General features: G+C 61.5%; 18 protein-coding genes. 3 read left to right on the top strand and 15 right to left on the bottom strand.

Translation table 11 applies throughout. From position 1 onward, the window contains the following. Positions 1–116 precede the first annotated feature (116 nt). Together VQ575_RS18560 and VQ575_RS18565 are read left to right on the top strand one after the other, a co-directional pair. Complete coding sequence (locus VQ575_RS18560; protein WP_039588825.1) at positions 117–1,307, top strand: osmoprotectant NAGGN system M42 family peptidase; 1,191 nt, start codon at positions 117–119, stop codon at positions 1,305–1,307. A 194-nt stretch (positions 1,308–1,501) separates the two neighbouring features. Next, positions 1,502–1,729, top strand: coding sequence for a YheU family protein (locus tag VQ575_RS18565; RefSeq protein WP_039588824.1), 228 nt, complete (start codon positions 1,502–1,504; stop codon positions 1,727–1,729). Here the strand turns inward: VQ575_RS18565 and csrA are convergent. The 3 genes from csrA to VQ575_RS18580 all read right to left on the bottom strand — a co-directional run bounded on the left by csrA (position 1,718) and on the right by VQ575_RS18580 (position 3,275). Next, the gene (gene csrA, locus VQ575_RS18570) at positions 1,718–1,918 is read right to left on the bottom strand and encodes a carbon storage regulator CsrA (RefSeq protein ID WP_045155403.1); all 201 of its coding nucleotides are present in this window, start codon (positions 1,916–1,918) and stop codon (positions 1,718–1,720) included. The two genes, VQ575_RS18565 and csrA, sit on opposite strands and share 12 nt — an antisense overlap. A 150-nt stretch (positions 1,919–2,068) precedes the next feature. Further along, positions 2,069–2,401 carry a YnfA family protein gene (locus VQ575_RS18575; protein ID WP_039593055.1) on the bottom strand — a complete coding sequence of 111 codons (333 nt, stop codon included), beginning with the start codon at positions 2,399–2,401 and terminating at the stop codon, positions 2,069–2,071. A gap of 58 nt (positions 2,402–2,459) precedes the next feature. Further along, complete coding sequence (locus tag VQ575_RS18580) at positions 2,460–3,275, bottom strand: SDR family oxidoreductase (RefSeq protein WP_198723668.1); 816 nt, start codon at positions 3,273–3,275, stop codon at positions 2,460–2,462. Between the two features lie 287 nt (positions 3,276–3,562). Here VQ575_RS18580 and VQ575_RS18585 point away from each other — a divergent pair, with 287 nt between their 5' ends. Beyond that, positions 3,563–3,715 (top strand): DUF3309 family protein, encoded by a 153-nt coding sequence (locus tag VQ575_RS18585; protein WP_018606531.1) that lies wholly within the window; start codon positions 3,563–3,565, stop codon positions 3,713–3,715. Positions 3,716–3,772: 57 nt separating this feature from the next. Here VQ575_RS18585 and VQ575_RS18590 read toward each other — a convergent pair whose 3' ends face one another. The 12 genes from VQ575_RS18590 to ccmA form a co-directional block, all read right to left on the bottom strand. After that, on the bottom strand, positions 3,773–5,866 hold the full coding sequence (locus VQ575_RS18590) for an LTA synthase family protein (RefSeq protein ID WP_325918197.1): 2,094 nt from the start codon (positions 5,864–5,866) through the stop codon (positions 3,773–3,775). Between the two features lie 297 nt (positions 5,867–6,163). Next, a complete protein-coding gene (gene speE, locus VQ575_RS18595; protein WP_039593058.1) occupies positions 6,164–7,039 on the bottom strand; it encodes a polyamine aminopropyltransferase in 876 nt (291 codons plus the stop codon). Positions 7,040–7,204: 165 nt separating this feature from the next. Further along, positions 7,205–7,612: a hypothetical protein gene (locus tag VQ575_RS18600; RefSeq protein ID WP_039593059.1), complete on the bottom strand. Its 408-nt coding sequence runs from the start codon at positions 7,610–7,612 to the stop codon at positions 7,205–7,207. A 14-nt stretch (positions 7,613–7,626) separates the two neighbouring features. Then, positions 7,627–8,829 (bottom strand): c-type cytochrome biogenesis protein CcmI, encoded by a 1,203-nt coding sequence (ccmI, locus tag VQ575_RS18605; protein ID WP_325918198.1) that lies wholly within the window; start codon positions 8,827–8,829, stop codon positions 7,627–7,629. Beyond that, on the bottom strand, positions 8,822–9,295 hold the full coding sequence (locus tag VQ575_RS18610) for a cytochrome c-type biogenesis protein (RefSeq protein ID WP_039593061.1): 474 nt from the start codon (positions 9,293–9,295) through the stop codon (positions 8,822–8,824). Before VQ575_RS18610 ends, ccmI begins: the two co-directional genes overlap by 8 nt. Continuing rightward, positions 9,292–9,828, bottom strand: coding sequence for a DsbE family thiol:disulfide interchange protein (locus tag VQ575_RS18615; protein ID WP_039593062.1), 537 nt, complete (start codon positions 9,826–9,828; stop codon positions 9,292–9,294). The genes VQ575_RS18610 and VQ575_RS18615 overlap by 4 nt, the downstream gene beginning before the upstream one ends. Continuing rightward, on the bottom strand, positions 9,825–11,813 hold the full coding sequence (locus VQ575_RS18620) for a heme lyase CcmF/NrfE family subunit (protein WP_039593063.1): 1,989 nt from the start codon (positions 11,811–11,813) through the stop codon (positions 9,825–9,827). The genes VQ575_RS18615 and VQ575_RS18620 overlap by 4 nt, the downstream gene beginning before the upstream one ends. Before the next feature lie 3 nt (positions 11,814–11,816). Beyond that, positions 11,817–12,272 carry a cytochrome c maturation protein CcmE gene (ccmE, locus tag VQ575_RS18625; RefSeq protein WP_039593064.1) on the bottom strand — a complete coding sequence of 152 codons (456 nt, stop codon included), beginning with the start codon at positions 12,270–12,272 and terminating at the stop codon, positions 11,817–11,819. Continuing rightward, positions 12,269–12,445 (bottom strand): heme exporter protein CcmD, encoded by a 177-nt coding sequence (gene ccmD / locus VQ575_RS18630; RefSeq protein ID WP_007939192.1) that lies wholly within the window; start codon positions 12,443–12,445, stop codon positions 12,269–12,271. The genes ccmE and ccmD overlap by 4 nt, the downstream gene beginning before the upstream one ends. Then, positions 12,442–13,197 (bottom strand): heme ABC transporter permease, encoded by a 756-nt coding sequence (locus tag VQ575_RS18635; protein WP_039593065.1) that lies wholly within the window; start codon positions 13,195–13,197, stop codon positions 12,442–12,444. The genes ccmD and VQ575_RS18635 overlap by 4 nt, the downstream gene beginning before the upstream one ends. 94 nt (positions 13,198–13,291) lie before the next feature. After that, positions 13,292–13,960, bottom strand: coding sequence for a heme exporter protein CcmB (gene ccmB / locus VQ575_RS18640; RefSeq protein ID WP_039593066.1), 669 nt, complete (start codon positions 13,958–13,960; stop codon positions 13,292–13,294). Beyond that, positions 13,957–14,592: a cytochrome c biogenesis heme-transporting ATPase CcmA gene (gene ccmA / locus VQ575_RS18645; RefSeq protein ID WP_325918199.1), complete on the bottom strand. Its 636-nt coding sequence runs from the start codon at positions 14,590–14,592 to the stop codon at positions 13,957–13,959. Before ccmA ends, ccmB begins: the two co-directional genes overlap by 4 nt. Between the last annotated feature and the right edge of the window lie 9 nt (positions 14,593–14,601).

The following is a 14,601-nucleotide window of genomic DNA, read 5'->3' on the forward strand; positions in this document are numbered from 1 at the left end:
TGGGCCGCGAAGCGGGCCTCCTGATTTGCCCGAAGCATGCGACTGTTTCGCAGCCGAGTGGGAGCAAGCCCCCTCGCCATGGGGTCGCTCATTCCAATATTCCGCGAGGAGTTTCCATGATCAGTAAAATTCCCGAACCGGATCTCGAATACTTGCAAAAAGTCTTGCTGGAAATGCTAGCCATTCCCAGCCCGACCGGTTTTACCGACACCATTGTCCGTTACGTCGCCGAACGGCTCGAAGAGCTGGGCATTCCATTCGAAATGACCCGGCGCGGCACGATCCGCGCGACGCTCAAGGGCCGCAAGAGTAGCCCCGACCGCGCGGTGTCGGCGCACCTGGACACCATCGGGGCTTCGGTCCGGGCCATCAAGGACAACGGTCGCCTGACACTCGCCCCGGTGGGCTGCTGGTCCAGCCGGTTTGCCGAGGGCAGCCGGGTCAGCCTGTTCACCGACTCCGGTGTGATTCGTGGCAGCGTCCTGCCGTTGATGGCGTCCGGTCACGCATTCAACACGGCCGTGGATGAAATGCCCATCAGCTGGGACCACATCGAACTGCGCCTGGACGCCTACTGCGCCACCCGCGCCGACTGCGAGACCCTGGGCGTCGGCATCGGCGACTACGTGGCCTTCGATCCCTTGCCGGAGTTCACCGAAAGCGGCCATATCAGCGCCCGGCACCTGGACGACAAGGCCGGCGTCGCCGCATTGCTGGCGGCGCTGAAGGCCATCGTCGACAGCGGTGAGGAACTGCTGATCGATTGCCATCCGCTGTTCACCATCACCGAAGAAACCGGCAGCGGCGCGGCGGCGGCGCTGCCCTGGGACGTCAGCGAGTTCGTCGGGATCGACATCGCGCCGGTCGCACCGGGCCAGCATTCCAGCGAACACGCGGTGAGCGTGGCCATGCAGGATTCTGGAGGTCCCTACGACTACCATCTGTCACGGCACTTGTTGAAACTGGCCAAGGAAAACGAGCTCCCAGCGCGCCGCGACCTGTTTCGCTACTACTTCAGCGACGCCCATTCGGCGATCACCGCCGGCCACGATATCCGCACCGCCCTGCTCGCCTTCGGCTGCGACGCCACCCATGGCTACGAACGCACCCACATCGACAGCCTGGCGGCCCTCAGCCGCTTGCTCGGCGCCTATATCCTCAGCCCACCGGTGTTCGCCAGTGATGCGCAGCCGGCCCAGGGTTCACTGGACCGCTTCAGTCACCAGATCGAACACGATGCGCAAATGGAAAGCGACACCCGGGTGCCTTCAGTGGATAGCTTGATTGGGCAGCGTTCGGATAGCTGAATTTGCGTCTCGGTGCAGACACGATTGTGGGAACGGGCTTGCTCGCACAAGCGGCAGGTCCGCCAGCATCAATGTTGAATGTAGCGCCGCTTCAGCGAGCAAGCCCGCTCCCCCAGGGATATGCACCAAAGCCCGGGCTAGCCGCCACAGCTCATCCGCCGTAGCATCCGCCCATTAGTTAGCGGAGCCCTATCATGCTGATCCCCCATGACCAACTCGAAGTCGACACCCTCACCCGCCTGATCGAAGACTTCGTCACCCGCGACGGGACCGACAACGGTGACGACACGCCGTTGGAAACCCGCGTCCTGCGGGTTCGACAGGCCCTGGCCAAACGCCAGGCGATGATTGTCTTCGATCCGGAAAGCGAACAATGCCAGCTGATGCTCAAGCACGATGTGCCCAAGCATCTATTCGATTGAACAAGCCTTGCGTGCCGCCTGGGCCTTTTTCCTCTGGATCTTGTCGTAGATTTCGGAACGATGCACATCGACGTGTCGTGGTGCTTCCACGCCGAAACGCACGGTGCTGCCGCTGACCGACAGCACGCGGACGGTAATGTCATCACCAATGGATATCAACTCACCTACAGCGCGGCTTAGTACGAGCATGGTTCTTGTCCTTAAGAATGTCTGGACCTCGACCATGCCCGGCCAGTTTTCCGGGCACAAGACACTGGCGCTAATTCAGTAATCCCCTACACCCAGGGAACCCGGTAGCTGAAGGAAATGTCCTGCAAAAAACCGTTTATCGCCCCCAAATCACGGCCCGGAAAATCGTGGGCCAAACAGAATCACCCCTGCCCCCAACACACAGAGCGCCACGCCGATCCAGTCGGAAGCAAGCGGCCGCGCGCGCTCGATGACGGCCAGCCAGCCGATGGATGCGACGATATAAATACCCCCATAGGCCGCATAGGCGCGGCCAGCGTACGTGGCTTCGATGCGGGTCAACAAAAGGGCGAACAGTGTGAGGCTAAGCAGCGCCGGTGCAATCCACCAAGCGCTCTTGCCTTGGCGCAACCACATCCAGAAGGCATAGCAACCGGCGATCTCGAAGAGCGCGGCGAGAAAAAACCACAGATAGTTGAGCATTAAGCGGTCCATCAGGAAGGCACGAAGGCACCATCCTGATAGATGCCGGGAAGGCAGGTCAACTCAGGGTTTGTCGAGCCTTGGCGCGCATTTTGTCAGCCATGGAGGTCATTTCATCGTAGAGCAGCTGTGGATTCTTCTGCTTCATGGCCCAGGCCGCACGCCCCTGTTCGTGGGGCAGGATCATGAACTGACCTTCGGCAACGTGCTGGTAGATGTAATCGGCAATGTCCGCGGCAGTGATGGGCGAGCTTTCCAGCAATTTGCCCACCTGGGCCTTCATGGCCGGAGTCGGCCCACGGAACGAGTCCAGCAAATTGGTCTGGAAAAATGATGGGCAGACCACGTGCACACCGATTTCCTGCTGCGCCAGTTCGATCAACAGGCTTTCCGACAACGCCACCACGCCGGCCTTGGCCACGTTGTAGTTGCTCATGGCAGGGCCTTGCATCAGGGCTGCCATGGAGGCGATGTTGATAATTTTTCCGCGACTTTTTTCCAGCAGCGGCAGGAACGCCTTGCAGCCCTTGACCACGCCCATCAAGTTGATCGCTATCTGCCAGTCCCAATCTTCAAGCGACAGTTCGCTGAAGAATCCACCGGAAGCCACTCCGGCGTTGTTGACGATGATGTCAATGCCGCCGAGCTTTTCCTCGCAGGCTTGGGCAAACGCGGTGAGCTGGCTGTAGTCGCGCACATCGCAGCGTTGGACAAAGCCGTCGCCGCCCGCTTCGCGAACCAGCCGGAGGGTTTCCAGAAGGCCTGGCTCACTGACATCGGATAAGGCCAGGCGCCAGCCTTCGCGCGCCCAGCGCAGGGCGATTTCGCGTCCCAGGCCAGAGCCGGCGCCGGTGATCATCATGCGATTTTGCATAGGGAAACAGCCTTGTTGTTCCGGGAGAGATAGGCCGAGTGTAGCGAAGGACCCGGTCCGACCCACGTTCCATCAGAGTGCTGAATGGCGGGGGCAAACCGCAGGAGGGTTTGTGTCGCGTGTGCATAAGTGACGGACTTTGAGCGACGCTTTACGGCAATAATAAAAAACTTTGAATTTTTTACAGGACGTTACGGTCGGATTTGATAAGCCGCCCGGATTTAACGCATGCGCGCTGGCAGTTGAAAGTTACATCACTGACGAACTGACCAATAAGGAAATCAACAATGGGCACTATTCTTATCATCATCCTGATCCTCCTGCTGATCGGTGGCCTGCCGGTCTTCCCGCACTCCAGAAGTTGGGGTTACGGGCCGTCCGGTATCATCGGCGTAGTCTTGGTGGTGCTGTTGATCTTGCTGTTACTCGGCAAGATATAAATACCAAGTGCAAAAAAAAAGAGGCCCTCGTGGCCTCTTTTTTATTGTCCGCCGTTCTCAGTCCGGCTGGCCGTCAATAACCCCGGCCGTGTTATCCAGCAGACTCTTGGTCGCGGTTTGCAGGAACGACTCGAGCTTGAGCTTCATCTCAGCGGTTTCAGGTGCATCCTGGATGATCTCTGCATGCGGGTTGGCACCCAGTTGGTAGCGGAACAGCTTCGGTGCCATCGACTTTTCCTCCGGCAACATCAGGACCTTATCGTCGTGGATCAGGGCAGTGGTCTGGTCGCTACCCGACGGTTTGATTACGCCAAAGCCGGTATCGCCTGGCGGCAGGTTCAACAAGTCGCGGCCCCAGCACTGGTTGCGCACTTCCCCGCCGAGCCGGCCCATGATGGTCGGAACGATATCGACCTGGGTGCCTACGGTGTGATTGAGCTGGCCGAACTTCTCCTGGACGCCCGGCCCGATCAGCAGCATCGGCACGTTGAAGCGGCCCAGGTCCATTTCGCTGATCTGGCGTTCGTTGCCGAAGCCATGGTCGCCGACCACGACGAACAGGGTTTCCTTGAAATACGGCTCCTTGCGCGCCTTCTCGAAGAACTGGCCCAGCGCCCAATCGGAGTAACGCATGGCGGTGAGGTGTTCGTTCAGGCGGCCACGGTCTGTGACCGGCTCGACCGGCAACGGCGTTGGCAATGCGTACGGCGTGTGGTTGGACAGCGTCTGCAGCAACGCGTAGAACGGCTTGCCGTTTTCCCGGGCCTTGAGTTCGATCAGGCCACGGTCGAACATGTCCTGGTCGGACACACCCCAGGTCGGGTCCGAGAACACCGGATTCACGAAATCGTTACGCCCGATGAACGTGGTCATGCCTTGGCTGCTGAAGAAACCGGACTGGTTATCCCAGGCAAAATCGCCGTTATAGACATACACATCGTCGTATTGGCGGGCGCTGAGCAACTGTGGCAGACCCGACAGTTTGTGGCTGCCTTCCGGCGTCTGCATCAGGTATTCGAAGCCTGGCAGGTTCGGGAAACAGGCCATGGTAGCGAACATGCCTTGATGGGTGTGGGTGCCGTTGGAGAAGAAACGGTCGAACAGCAAGCCTTCCTTGGACAGTTTGTCCAGGTAAGGCGTGATGTTGCCCGGCGCGCCCAGGGCGCCGACAGAATGACCGGCCATGCTCTCCATGAGAATCACGACGACGTTCTTGATCGGCAGCGTCTTGTCGGCCGGCGGCGTGTAGTCGCGGCGCACAGCGGCCGTCTCGGTGTCGACGAGTTTATCGTCCGGCAGCAACAGCATGTTCCGCACGGTCTGCTGGGCCAATGGCTGCTCGAGGGTAGCTTTCCAGATATTGTCTCGGTCTTCGGACATTCGGCTCTTGGCCGCCGCCACCAGGGACAACGTTCCATTGAGGCCCAACTGGTTGGCGAAATTCGAGTCGGTGGTATAGACATCGCCCCAACGCAGTGGAGGGCCTTGGCGCAGGGTGCCGCGAGCTGCGGCCACGGCTACCAGCAAGCAGACCATGAATACCACGACACGGCCGTACCACGGCGCGATCTGCCGTGTGCCGATGCTGCCACCGCTGAAAGGTCCACGCGGACGCGTGGCGCGGTCGGCGCCCTTGAAGGCCAAGCTCAGGATGATAGTGCCGCCGGCCCAGGCCAGCAGATAGCGCACCACGGGAAACCCGTACCAGAGCATGCTCATTACGGTTTTCGGGTCTTCCTTCACATACTGGAAGACCAGGCCATTGAGGCGCTGGTGGAACTCGCGATAGAAGTCCATCTCCATCAAGCCCAGGAACAGGGCGATGCTGGAGGTAACGGTCAACCAGAAACGAAAGAATCCGCGTGCGGCCATGGCCCGCGCGTTGAACAACGCCAGCAGCAGCGGAATGCACAGATAAACGACCAGGCGCAGGTCGAAGCGCAAGCCATTGGCGAAGGCTTCGACGAAGGTGGAAGCCGGCGTATCGAGGATCATCTCGCGGTTGTAGACCAGCAACGCAACACGCAGCAGGCTTAGCATGGCCATCATGACCAAGGCACAGAGCAACGTATAGGCGAGGTGCGATTTGACGGTCGGTTGCAGCAGGCGATGTGTGGTGCGCTGCTGGCTCAGGGCGTCCTGGATTGCCATGTCGTTTGGGGACCTATTGGAATTAGAAGAACAAAAGAACAACGGCGCGCCCTACTTCAGGCCAATGTGGCGCCGGGGCTTTCGCAAAGGCGCGAAACTTGAACGAGCGGCCATGGCGTAGCCATTAACTAACCGCCGAACTCGAAGCGCGTGGGATTGTCCGCAAGGTCCGGTGAAAATTTCGTTTAAAGAGTATTTGGCAATACAAAAGCGCCCACTCACCCGAGTCGAGCGCCTGTTGTGGCGAGGGGACAAATCCCCTCGCCACAACAGCATCTCGCGATAACTTCCAGGATTTCAGTCATTGCTCGGCTTATTGATCGCCTGCAGCACATATTGCGGCATGGCGAACGCACCGATATGAATCTCGGGGTTGTAGTAGCGCGTCACGATACCGCTGCCGATAAAGCGCTCGCGCAGGGTTTCACGGGAAAGCTTGCGGTAAGAGGCATCTGTCGCCCCCCAGGCAAAGGTCATAGCGCCGCCGATGTAGGTCGGCACGGCAGCCTGGTAAAAATGCCAATCGGCGAACAGGCCATGCAAGCGCCCGGCGGTGGTCTGGACTTCGCTCAGTTGCATGAACGGCGTACCGTTCTGGGTTACCAGGATCCCGCCTTCGTTCAGGCAGCGGTGGCAAGCCTGGTAGAAGTTCTCCGAGAAAAGTACTTCGCCCGGCCCGATCGGGTCGGTGGAATCGGAGATGATGACGTCGAATTTTTCCTGGGTCGTGGCCACGAAACGCATGCCATCGTCGATCACCAGGTTCAAGCGCGGATCGTCATAGGCGCCCTTGGAGTGGTTGGGCAGGAATTCCTTGCACATGTCCACGACCGTGCCGTCGATCTCCACCATGGTGATGTGCTCGATGCCCACATGCTTGGTCACTTCGCGCAGCATGCCGCCGTCGCCCCCACCGATGATCAGCACGCGCTTGACCGCACCATGGGCCAGGATCGGCACGTGGGTCAGCATCTCGTGGTAGATGTATTCGTCGGCTTCGGTGGTCTGGATCACACCGTCCAGGGCCATGACCCGACCCATCCGCGGGTTTTCGAAGATCACCAGGTGCTGGTGCTCGGTGCGCACTTCGTGCAGCAGCTTGTCCATGCGAAAACGTTGGCCGTAGCCTTCGTAGAGGGTTTCCAGGTAATCGCCGGTCGGGGTGGTCGTCATGGTCAGGTGCTCCGATAAATACGCGGTTGCCTAATGAGGCTCGCAAAGGCGCGCATTCTACGACGCTGGGGATGACAGGTCGAACCTTCAACACACTGACGCCACAACGCAGCCTTTGTGGCGAGGGAGCCTGCTCCCTAGCCACAAACAATCCGCAGTTCGGCGTCAGTGAAACTTCTGCCCGAGCCCAGCCGGCACGCCTTCGATGGTGGTCTCTTCCCACGGCCCGTTCGGGCTCACGGAGCGACTCCAGCCGTTGTTCCAACGGTAATACGTACGCTGGCGGTAAAACGTATTGGGCTGCTTATCGAGCACATAGACCCCGAGCTTGGCATCCCAGTGGCTATTGCCACCCGGTGGCGGGGCAAAACTGGCGGAGGTGCGCGGCAGCGGCTTGGCCGGTTTGTTCGGCGTCACTGGTTTGCCGGGCGCGGTCGACGGAGCCGGTTTGTTGGTCGGCGTCGAGGGCTGTATGGGTGGCAGCGGTGCCGAAGGCTCGGGCGGGCGCTGGACCGCACAAGCGCTCAGCCCCAGAACGAGCGTGAGCAGGGTGAGACGAGCGATGGCGGTCATGGTGCGGGTTCCTGTCATTGGTCCGGACTGTCGATGGTCAATTGCTGCGGCGCGGTGGTGCTGCTCGCCAAGGGTTGGCTGCGACCGATCCACTCGCCGGCGGTCGGTTGACCGGCTCGGGATATGCGCGCCACCAGTTGGACTTCGGGGAAGTTCGACAGTTTCAGCTGCGGCATCATTGCGTCAGCGTCCCCCAGCTCGACGCTGGCCGGCAGGTCGGCGACAGTCAGGCGCTTGGCCGCCAGCGGTGCCGGCGGACCGGAAACGGCGCGGGCGAAAATGAACACGCTGTCGCCCGGCTGCACCTTGGCTTTCAGGGCCGGAGCCAGCTCGACGCGAACCTTGAGCAAGGCCGCGGCCTTGGCCGGCGGCGCCTGGGCGACCTTGCCACCACCGGCCTGGAGTTTCTCGGTGGCACGGGTAATCCCGCCCTGCAACGCTTCACGGGATCGATCGCCTTCGGGCAACTGCGCCAGCAAGCGTCCCCAATAATCGATCGCCTCCTGATAACGCTCGCCTTCAAACGCGGCGATGCCCAGCAGGCCAAGGCTGGTCACTTCCTTGGGATCGAGCTTCAGCGCTTCGTCGGTCAAGGCCTGGACCTTATCCGACCATTTCTTGCCGTCGGCAAAGTACTGCGCCTGGGCCCATTGGCCCAACAGCTCCGGCTGGCGACCCGCGACCGCCACGGTGCGCTCGAAAATCCTCGCCGCGTCCGCGGGCCGATCCTGGGCCATGTAGGTCCGGCCAAGGAAATACAAACCCTCGGCGGAATCCGGTTGCGCGGCCACAGCGCGCTCCAGGCGCAAGGTCATTTCTTCCATCGACTGCGGCGCCTGGGCGAATTCGCGAGTCAGCTCGACTTTGTCGCTGGCGCCGAAATGCAGGTACAACGCCAGGCCCAACACCGGCACCAGCACGGCGGCGAGCAAGGGTAAAGGCTTGCCCAGCCGGGACTCACGCGGCGCATCGGCGCCCTCGGTATCGGCCAGCAACTCACGGGCGGCCTCGGCGCGACCGGTGTCCAGTTGGGCCGCATTAAGTACGCCCTCCTCCCGCTCGGCCTGCAGTTCGGCGACCCGCTCCTGGTACAGCGCCACGTTCAGCGCGGTGCGGTCTTCCTCCAACTGGGCGCGACGGCCACGCAACACGGGGATCAACAGGAAACTCAGGGCAACCAGGAGAAGCAGACCTGCGGCGAGCCAGAAATCAATCATGCTTGGTTTTATCCAACAGTTGGTCGAGGCGCTGGCGCTCTTCGACAGAAAGCGTATCCGGGGCAGCGCTGCGCTGGACCCGGCGGCGACGCACGATCACCGCAATAACGACGAAACCACCGAGCAACAGCCCGGCGGGGCCGAACCAGAGCAGCGCGGTCTTGGACGTCAGGGCCGGGTTGTACCGAACGAACTCACCGTAGCGATCCACCATGAAATCGATGATCTGCTGGTTGTCCTTGCCCTCGCCGAGCATGCGGAAGATTTCCTTGCGCAGGTCGGCGGCAATCGGCGCGTTGGAATCGGCGATGTCCTGGTTCTGGCACTTGGGGCAGCGCAGTTCCTTGGTCAGTTCGCGAAACCGCTCGCGCTCGGCGTCGTTGGCGAATTCATAGGTATCGATGGCGGCATGGGCCACGCCCGCCAGGCTCAAGCCGAGGACGGCAGCGGCTAACCAGCGCTTCATGGCTTGGCCTCGTCCACCAGCGCCTGGTACTTGGCCGCCAGTTTCTCGCGCCAGACCTGTTCGTCGATCACACCGACGAACTTGTCGCGGATGATGCCCTTGGCGTCGATGAAGAAGGTTTCCGGCGCACCGTAGACACCGAGGTTGAGGCCGAGGGTGCCTTCTTCGTCGCGGATATCCAGTTGGTACGGGTTGTGGAACTCAGCCAGCCACTTCAAGGCGTCGGCATTGACGTCCTTGTAGTTGACGCCGTAGATCACCACGCCGTTCTGGGCCAGCTTGTTCAACACCGGATGCTCGACCCGGCAAGAGATGCACCAGGTGCCCCACACGTTGACCAGTGCAGGCTTGCCCAGCAGGTCGGCTCGGGTCAGCGTCCTGTCACCCTGCACCGAGGGCAGGGAAAACTCCGGGAACGGCTTGCCGATCATTGCCGAGGGCAACTCCGACGGATTCAGGAACAGCCCCCGATAGAGGAAAACCGCAACGATCAGGAACAGCGCCAGCGGCAATACCATCAACCAACGTTTCATGCAGGGGCTCCTGTCACACCCAGGGCTTCACGCACCCGGGTCTTCACTTTGACGCGATAACGCCGATCCAGCGCCGCCAGTACACCGCCCAGGCCGGTGAGCAAGCCACCAAACCAGATCCAGCGCACGAACGGCTTGACGTGGACACGCACCGCCCAGGCGCCATCGCCCAGGGATTCGCCTAGCGCCACATAGAGATCGCGGGTGAAACCGGCATCGATCCCGGCTTCGGTCATGACTGAGTTCTGCACGGTGTAGAGGCGTTTTTCCGGGTGCAGCACGGTAATTTCCTTGCCGTTGCGAAGGACCCGCACAGTGCCCTTGTCAGACGTGAAGTTGGGGCCCTCGAAGTGCTTGGCGCCCTCGAAGACGAACTGGTAACCGCCCAGGTCCATCGACTCACCGGGCGACAAGCGGAGGTCACGCTCAGCGCTATTCTGGCTGGACAGGACCACGCCAAGGGCGCAGACAGCGATGCCAAGGTGGGCAAGCTGCATGCCCCAATAGCTGCGCGTCAGTGTCGGCAAGCCTTTGATCAAACCCTTATGGCGCGTCTTGTCGAAGATGTCCCGGACACCGGCCAGCAACACCCAGGCCGCCAGCACGAAGGTGGCCAGTACCGCCCAGTTGAAATCGCCATAGGCGATACCGGCGACGATGGCCAGGGCTGCCGTGCCCAACAGCACCGGCGTCAGCATGCCCAGCAGCCATTTGACCGGGGTGTCTTTCCAGCGCACCAGCACACCGACCGCCATCACCACCATCAGGATCGCCATCAGCGGAATGAACAGCGCGTTGAAATACGGCGGGCCGACCGACAACTTTGCGCCGGACAACGCGTCGAGCACCAGCGGGTACAACGTGCCAAGCAGAATCATCGACGCGGCTACCACCAGCACCAGGTTGTTGCCCAGCAGCAGGGTTTCCCGTGACCAGAGGTTGAAGCCGACCTGGCTCTTCACCACGGGTGCCCGCAGGGCGAACAGCGTCAGCGAACCACCGACCACGAACATCAGGAACATCAGGATGAACACGCCACGCTCGGGGTCCGAGGCGAAGGCATGCACCGAGGTCAGCACGCCGGAACGCACCAGGAATGTCCCCAGCAGGCTCAAGGAAAACGCGGCGATGGCCAGCAGTACGGTCCAGCTCTTGAACACGCCGCGTTTTTCCGTGACGGCCAGCGAGTGGATCAGCGCCGTGCCGACGAGCCATGGCATGAAGGAAGCGTTTTCCACCGGGTCCCAGAACCACCAGCCGCCCCAGCCGAGTTCGTAATAGGCCCACCATGAGCCAAGGGTGATGCCGATGCCCAGGAACGCCCAGGCAACGATGGTCCATGGACGCGACCAGCGCGCCCAAGCGGCATCCAGGCGTCCACCGAGCAACGCGGCGATGGCGAACGCGAACGCCACTGAAAAACCGACGTAGCCCATGTAGAGCATCGGTGGATGGACGATCAGGCCGATGTCCTGGAGCAATGGGTTCAAGTCGCGCCCGTCGGTCGGTACTTGGGGCAGGATGCGCTCGAAAGGGTTGGACGTGACGATCAGGAACAGCAGGAAACCGGTGCTGATCATGCCCATCACCGCCAGCACGCGGGCGAGCATCACCTGTGGCAATTGCCGGGAAAACACCGACACCGCAAAAGTCCAGCCCGCGAGGATCAAGGCCCAGAGCAGTAACGAACCTTCGTGGGCGCCCCACACCGCGCTGAACTTGTAGTACCACGGCAAGGCGCTGTTGGAGTTGCTGGCGACGTACTCCACGGAAAAGTCGTCGACCATGAACGCATAGGTCAAGCAGCCGAAAGCGAAGAGCATGAACGCGAACTGTCCCCAGGCCGCTGGCTGGGCGAGACTCATCCACAAACGGTCGCCACGCCAGGCGCCGAGCAATGGCACCACCGCCTGCACGATGGAAAAACACAGGGCCAGGATCATCGCCAGATGGCCCAGCTCGGGAATGAAGATACCGGTGGTCATCGATCAGCCCTCCTTCACGGGAGCGGGCGCCGACTGGCCGCTGTCCTTCAAGGCCTTGGTCACTTCCGGCGGCATGTATTTCTCGTCGTGCTTGGCCAGCACTTCATCGGCCACCACTACACCGTCGGCGTTGAGCTTGCCCAAGGCGACGATGCCCTGCCCTTCGCGAAACAGGTCCGGGAGGATGCCGCGATAGGTGATGGTCACGGTCTTGTTGAAGTCGGTGACGTTGAACTTCACGTCCAGCGAGTCGCCGGAACGCACCAGCGAGCCCTGCTCCACCATGCCGCCGGCACGGATACGGGTGTCCTTGGGCGCTTCGCCATTGGCGATCTGGGTAGGGGTATAGAACAGGTTGATGTTCTGCTGCAGGGCACTGAGGGCCAGGCCGACCGCAGCGCCGACGCCGACCAGGATCGCCAGGATGATGACAAGACGTTTTTTGCGCAGCGGATTCACTGACCGTTCTCCCGGCGCAGACGACGCGCCTCTTGTTGCAGATACCGCTTGCGGGCCAGGATCGGCGCCGCCACGTTGAGAGCCAGCACTGCCAGGCAGATGCCGTAGGCTGACCAGACATACAGGCCGTGATGGCCCATGGCGAGGAAATCGCCGAATGAAGCGAAACTCATCGAGCGGCCTCCAGGCTGTTCTGTACTTCGGCCTTCACCCAACTGGCCCGGGACTCGCGCTTGAGCACTTCCAGGCGCATGCGCAGCAGCAGCACCGCGCCAAAGAAGCAGTAGAAACCCAGCGCGGCCAGCAACAGCGGCAGCCACATCTCGACGGGCATCGCCGGCTTTTCGGTGAGGGTGAAGGTCGCGCCCTGGTGCAGGGTGTTCCACCATTCCACCGAGTATTTGATGATCGGAATGTTGATCACCCCGACAATCGCCAGCACCGCGCAAGCCTTGGCGGCGCTGTCACGATTGCTGATGGCGTTGCCCAGCGCAATAAGACCGAAGTACAGGAACAGCAGGATCAGCATCGACGTCAGTCGCGCATCCCATACCCACCATGAGCCCCACGTCGGCTTGCCCCAGATCGCCCCGGTGACCAGCGCCACGGCGGTCATCCAGGCGCCGATGGGGGCCGCGCACTGCAGGGCGACATCGGCCAGTTTCATCTTCCACACCAGCCCGACCACGCCGCAAACCGCCAGCATCACGTAGATCGACTGGGCCAGCATCGCCGTCGGGACGTGGATATAGATGATGCGGAAGCTGTTGCCCTGTTGGTAGTCCGGTGGCGCGAAGGCCAGGCCCCAGGCCAGGCCGATACCGATCAGCAACAGGGCAGCAATGCTCAACCAGGGCAACATTCTGCCGCTGATGCCGTAGAACCACTTGGGTGAGCCGAGCTTGTGAAACCAGGTCCAGTTCATTGCAGTTTCCATCACGGTTGCGGTTCGTTTTCACGTACCGCCGGGGCGGCCTTTACTTCCTGGGAAGTGGTCAATTCTTGACCAGGCCTCATTATTATTCGCCGACGCTGATCTTCAGGCCAGCGGCTATTGCAAAGGGTGTCAGGGTTATCGCCAGGGCGGTCAGGCTCCCAAGCCACAGCAGATAACCGGTTGCCGGCATACCTTGCAACGCCGCCTGCAAGGCGCCACTGCCAAGGATCAACACCGGTATGTAAAGCGGCAGGATCAGCAGGGCCAGCAACAAGCCTCCGCGCTTGAGCCCCACCGTCAGCGCCGCGCCCACCGCGCCGAGCAAGCTCAGCACCGGCGTGCCCAACAACAGCGACAACAGCAGCACCGGCATGCAAGCGGCAGGCAGGCCCAGCATCATCGCCAGCAACGGTGAAAGCAGCACCAGCGCCAGGCCGGAAAAAACCCAGTGTGCCAGTACCTTGGCCAAAACCAGAAGGGCCAGGGGGTGCGACGAAAGGACCCACTGTTCCAGGGAACCGTCCTCGAAATCACTGCGGAAAAGCCCGTCCAGCGAGAGCAGGACCGATAAAAGCGCCGCCACCCAGACCAGCCCAGGCGACAAGGTTTGCAACAATTGAGTCTCGGGACCGACCGCCAGCGGGAACAAGGCGATGACGATTGCAAAGAATACCAGCGGGTTGGCCAGTTCGGCCGGACGACGGAACAACAGGCGCGCTTCACGGGCGAGCAACAGGCCAAAGACACTCATACCGCCCAGTTCCCCAGGTCAATGCTGCGATAACCGGAGGGCATCCGGGCCAAGGTGTGGTGGGTGGTCAGCAGCACCATGCCGCCGTTCTCGCAATGGCGGGCCAAGTGCTCTTCCAGTTGCGCCACGCCCTGCTTGTCCAGGGCAGTGAACGGCTCGTCGAGGATCCACAGCGGCGGGCTCTCCAGATACAGCCGGGCCAAGGCCACGCGGCGCTGCTGGCCGGCCGACAGGGTGTGGCTCGGAACGTCCTCGAAGCCTTTCAGTCCTACCGCCGCCAAGGCCTGCCAGATCGCCTCGCGCCCTGCTGGGCGGTGCAGCGCGCAGAGCCAACTGAGGTTCTCCTCGGGGGTCAGCAGGTCCTTGATGCCGGCGGCATGGCCAATCCACAACAGATTGCGCGCCAGTTCGCTACGCTGGCTCTGCAGCGGCTGGCCGTTGAGCAGGATTTCACCGGCGGTGGGCTGCATCAGCCCGGCCAGCAGGCGCAACAGGCTGGTCTTGCCGCTGCCGTTGGGGCCACTGATCTGCACCATGTCGCCTTCTGAGAGTCTCAATTCGAGATTTTCGAAAAGCAGCCGCAGATCTCGCTCACAGGCGAGGCCGACGGTTTGCAAGAGAGGACTGGTCAAGGGATCACG

It is taken from the genome of Pseudomonas frederiksbergensis (assembly GCF_035751725.1).
Classification (GTDB): Bacteria; Pseudomonadota; Gammaproteobacteria; order Pseudomonadales; family Pseudomonadaceae; genus Aquipseudomonas; species Aquipseudomonas frederiksbergensis_A.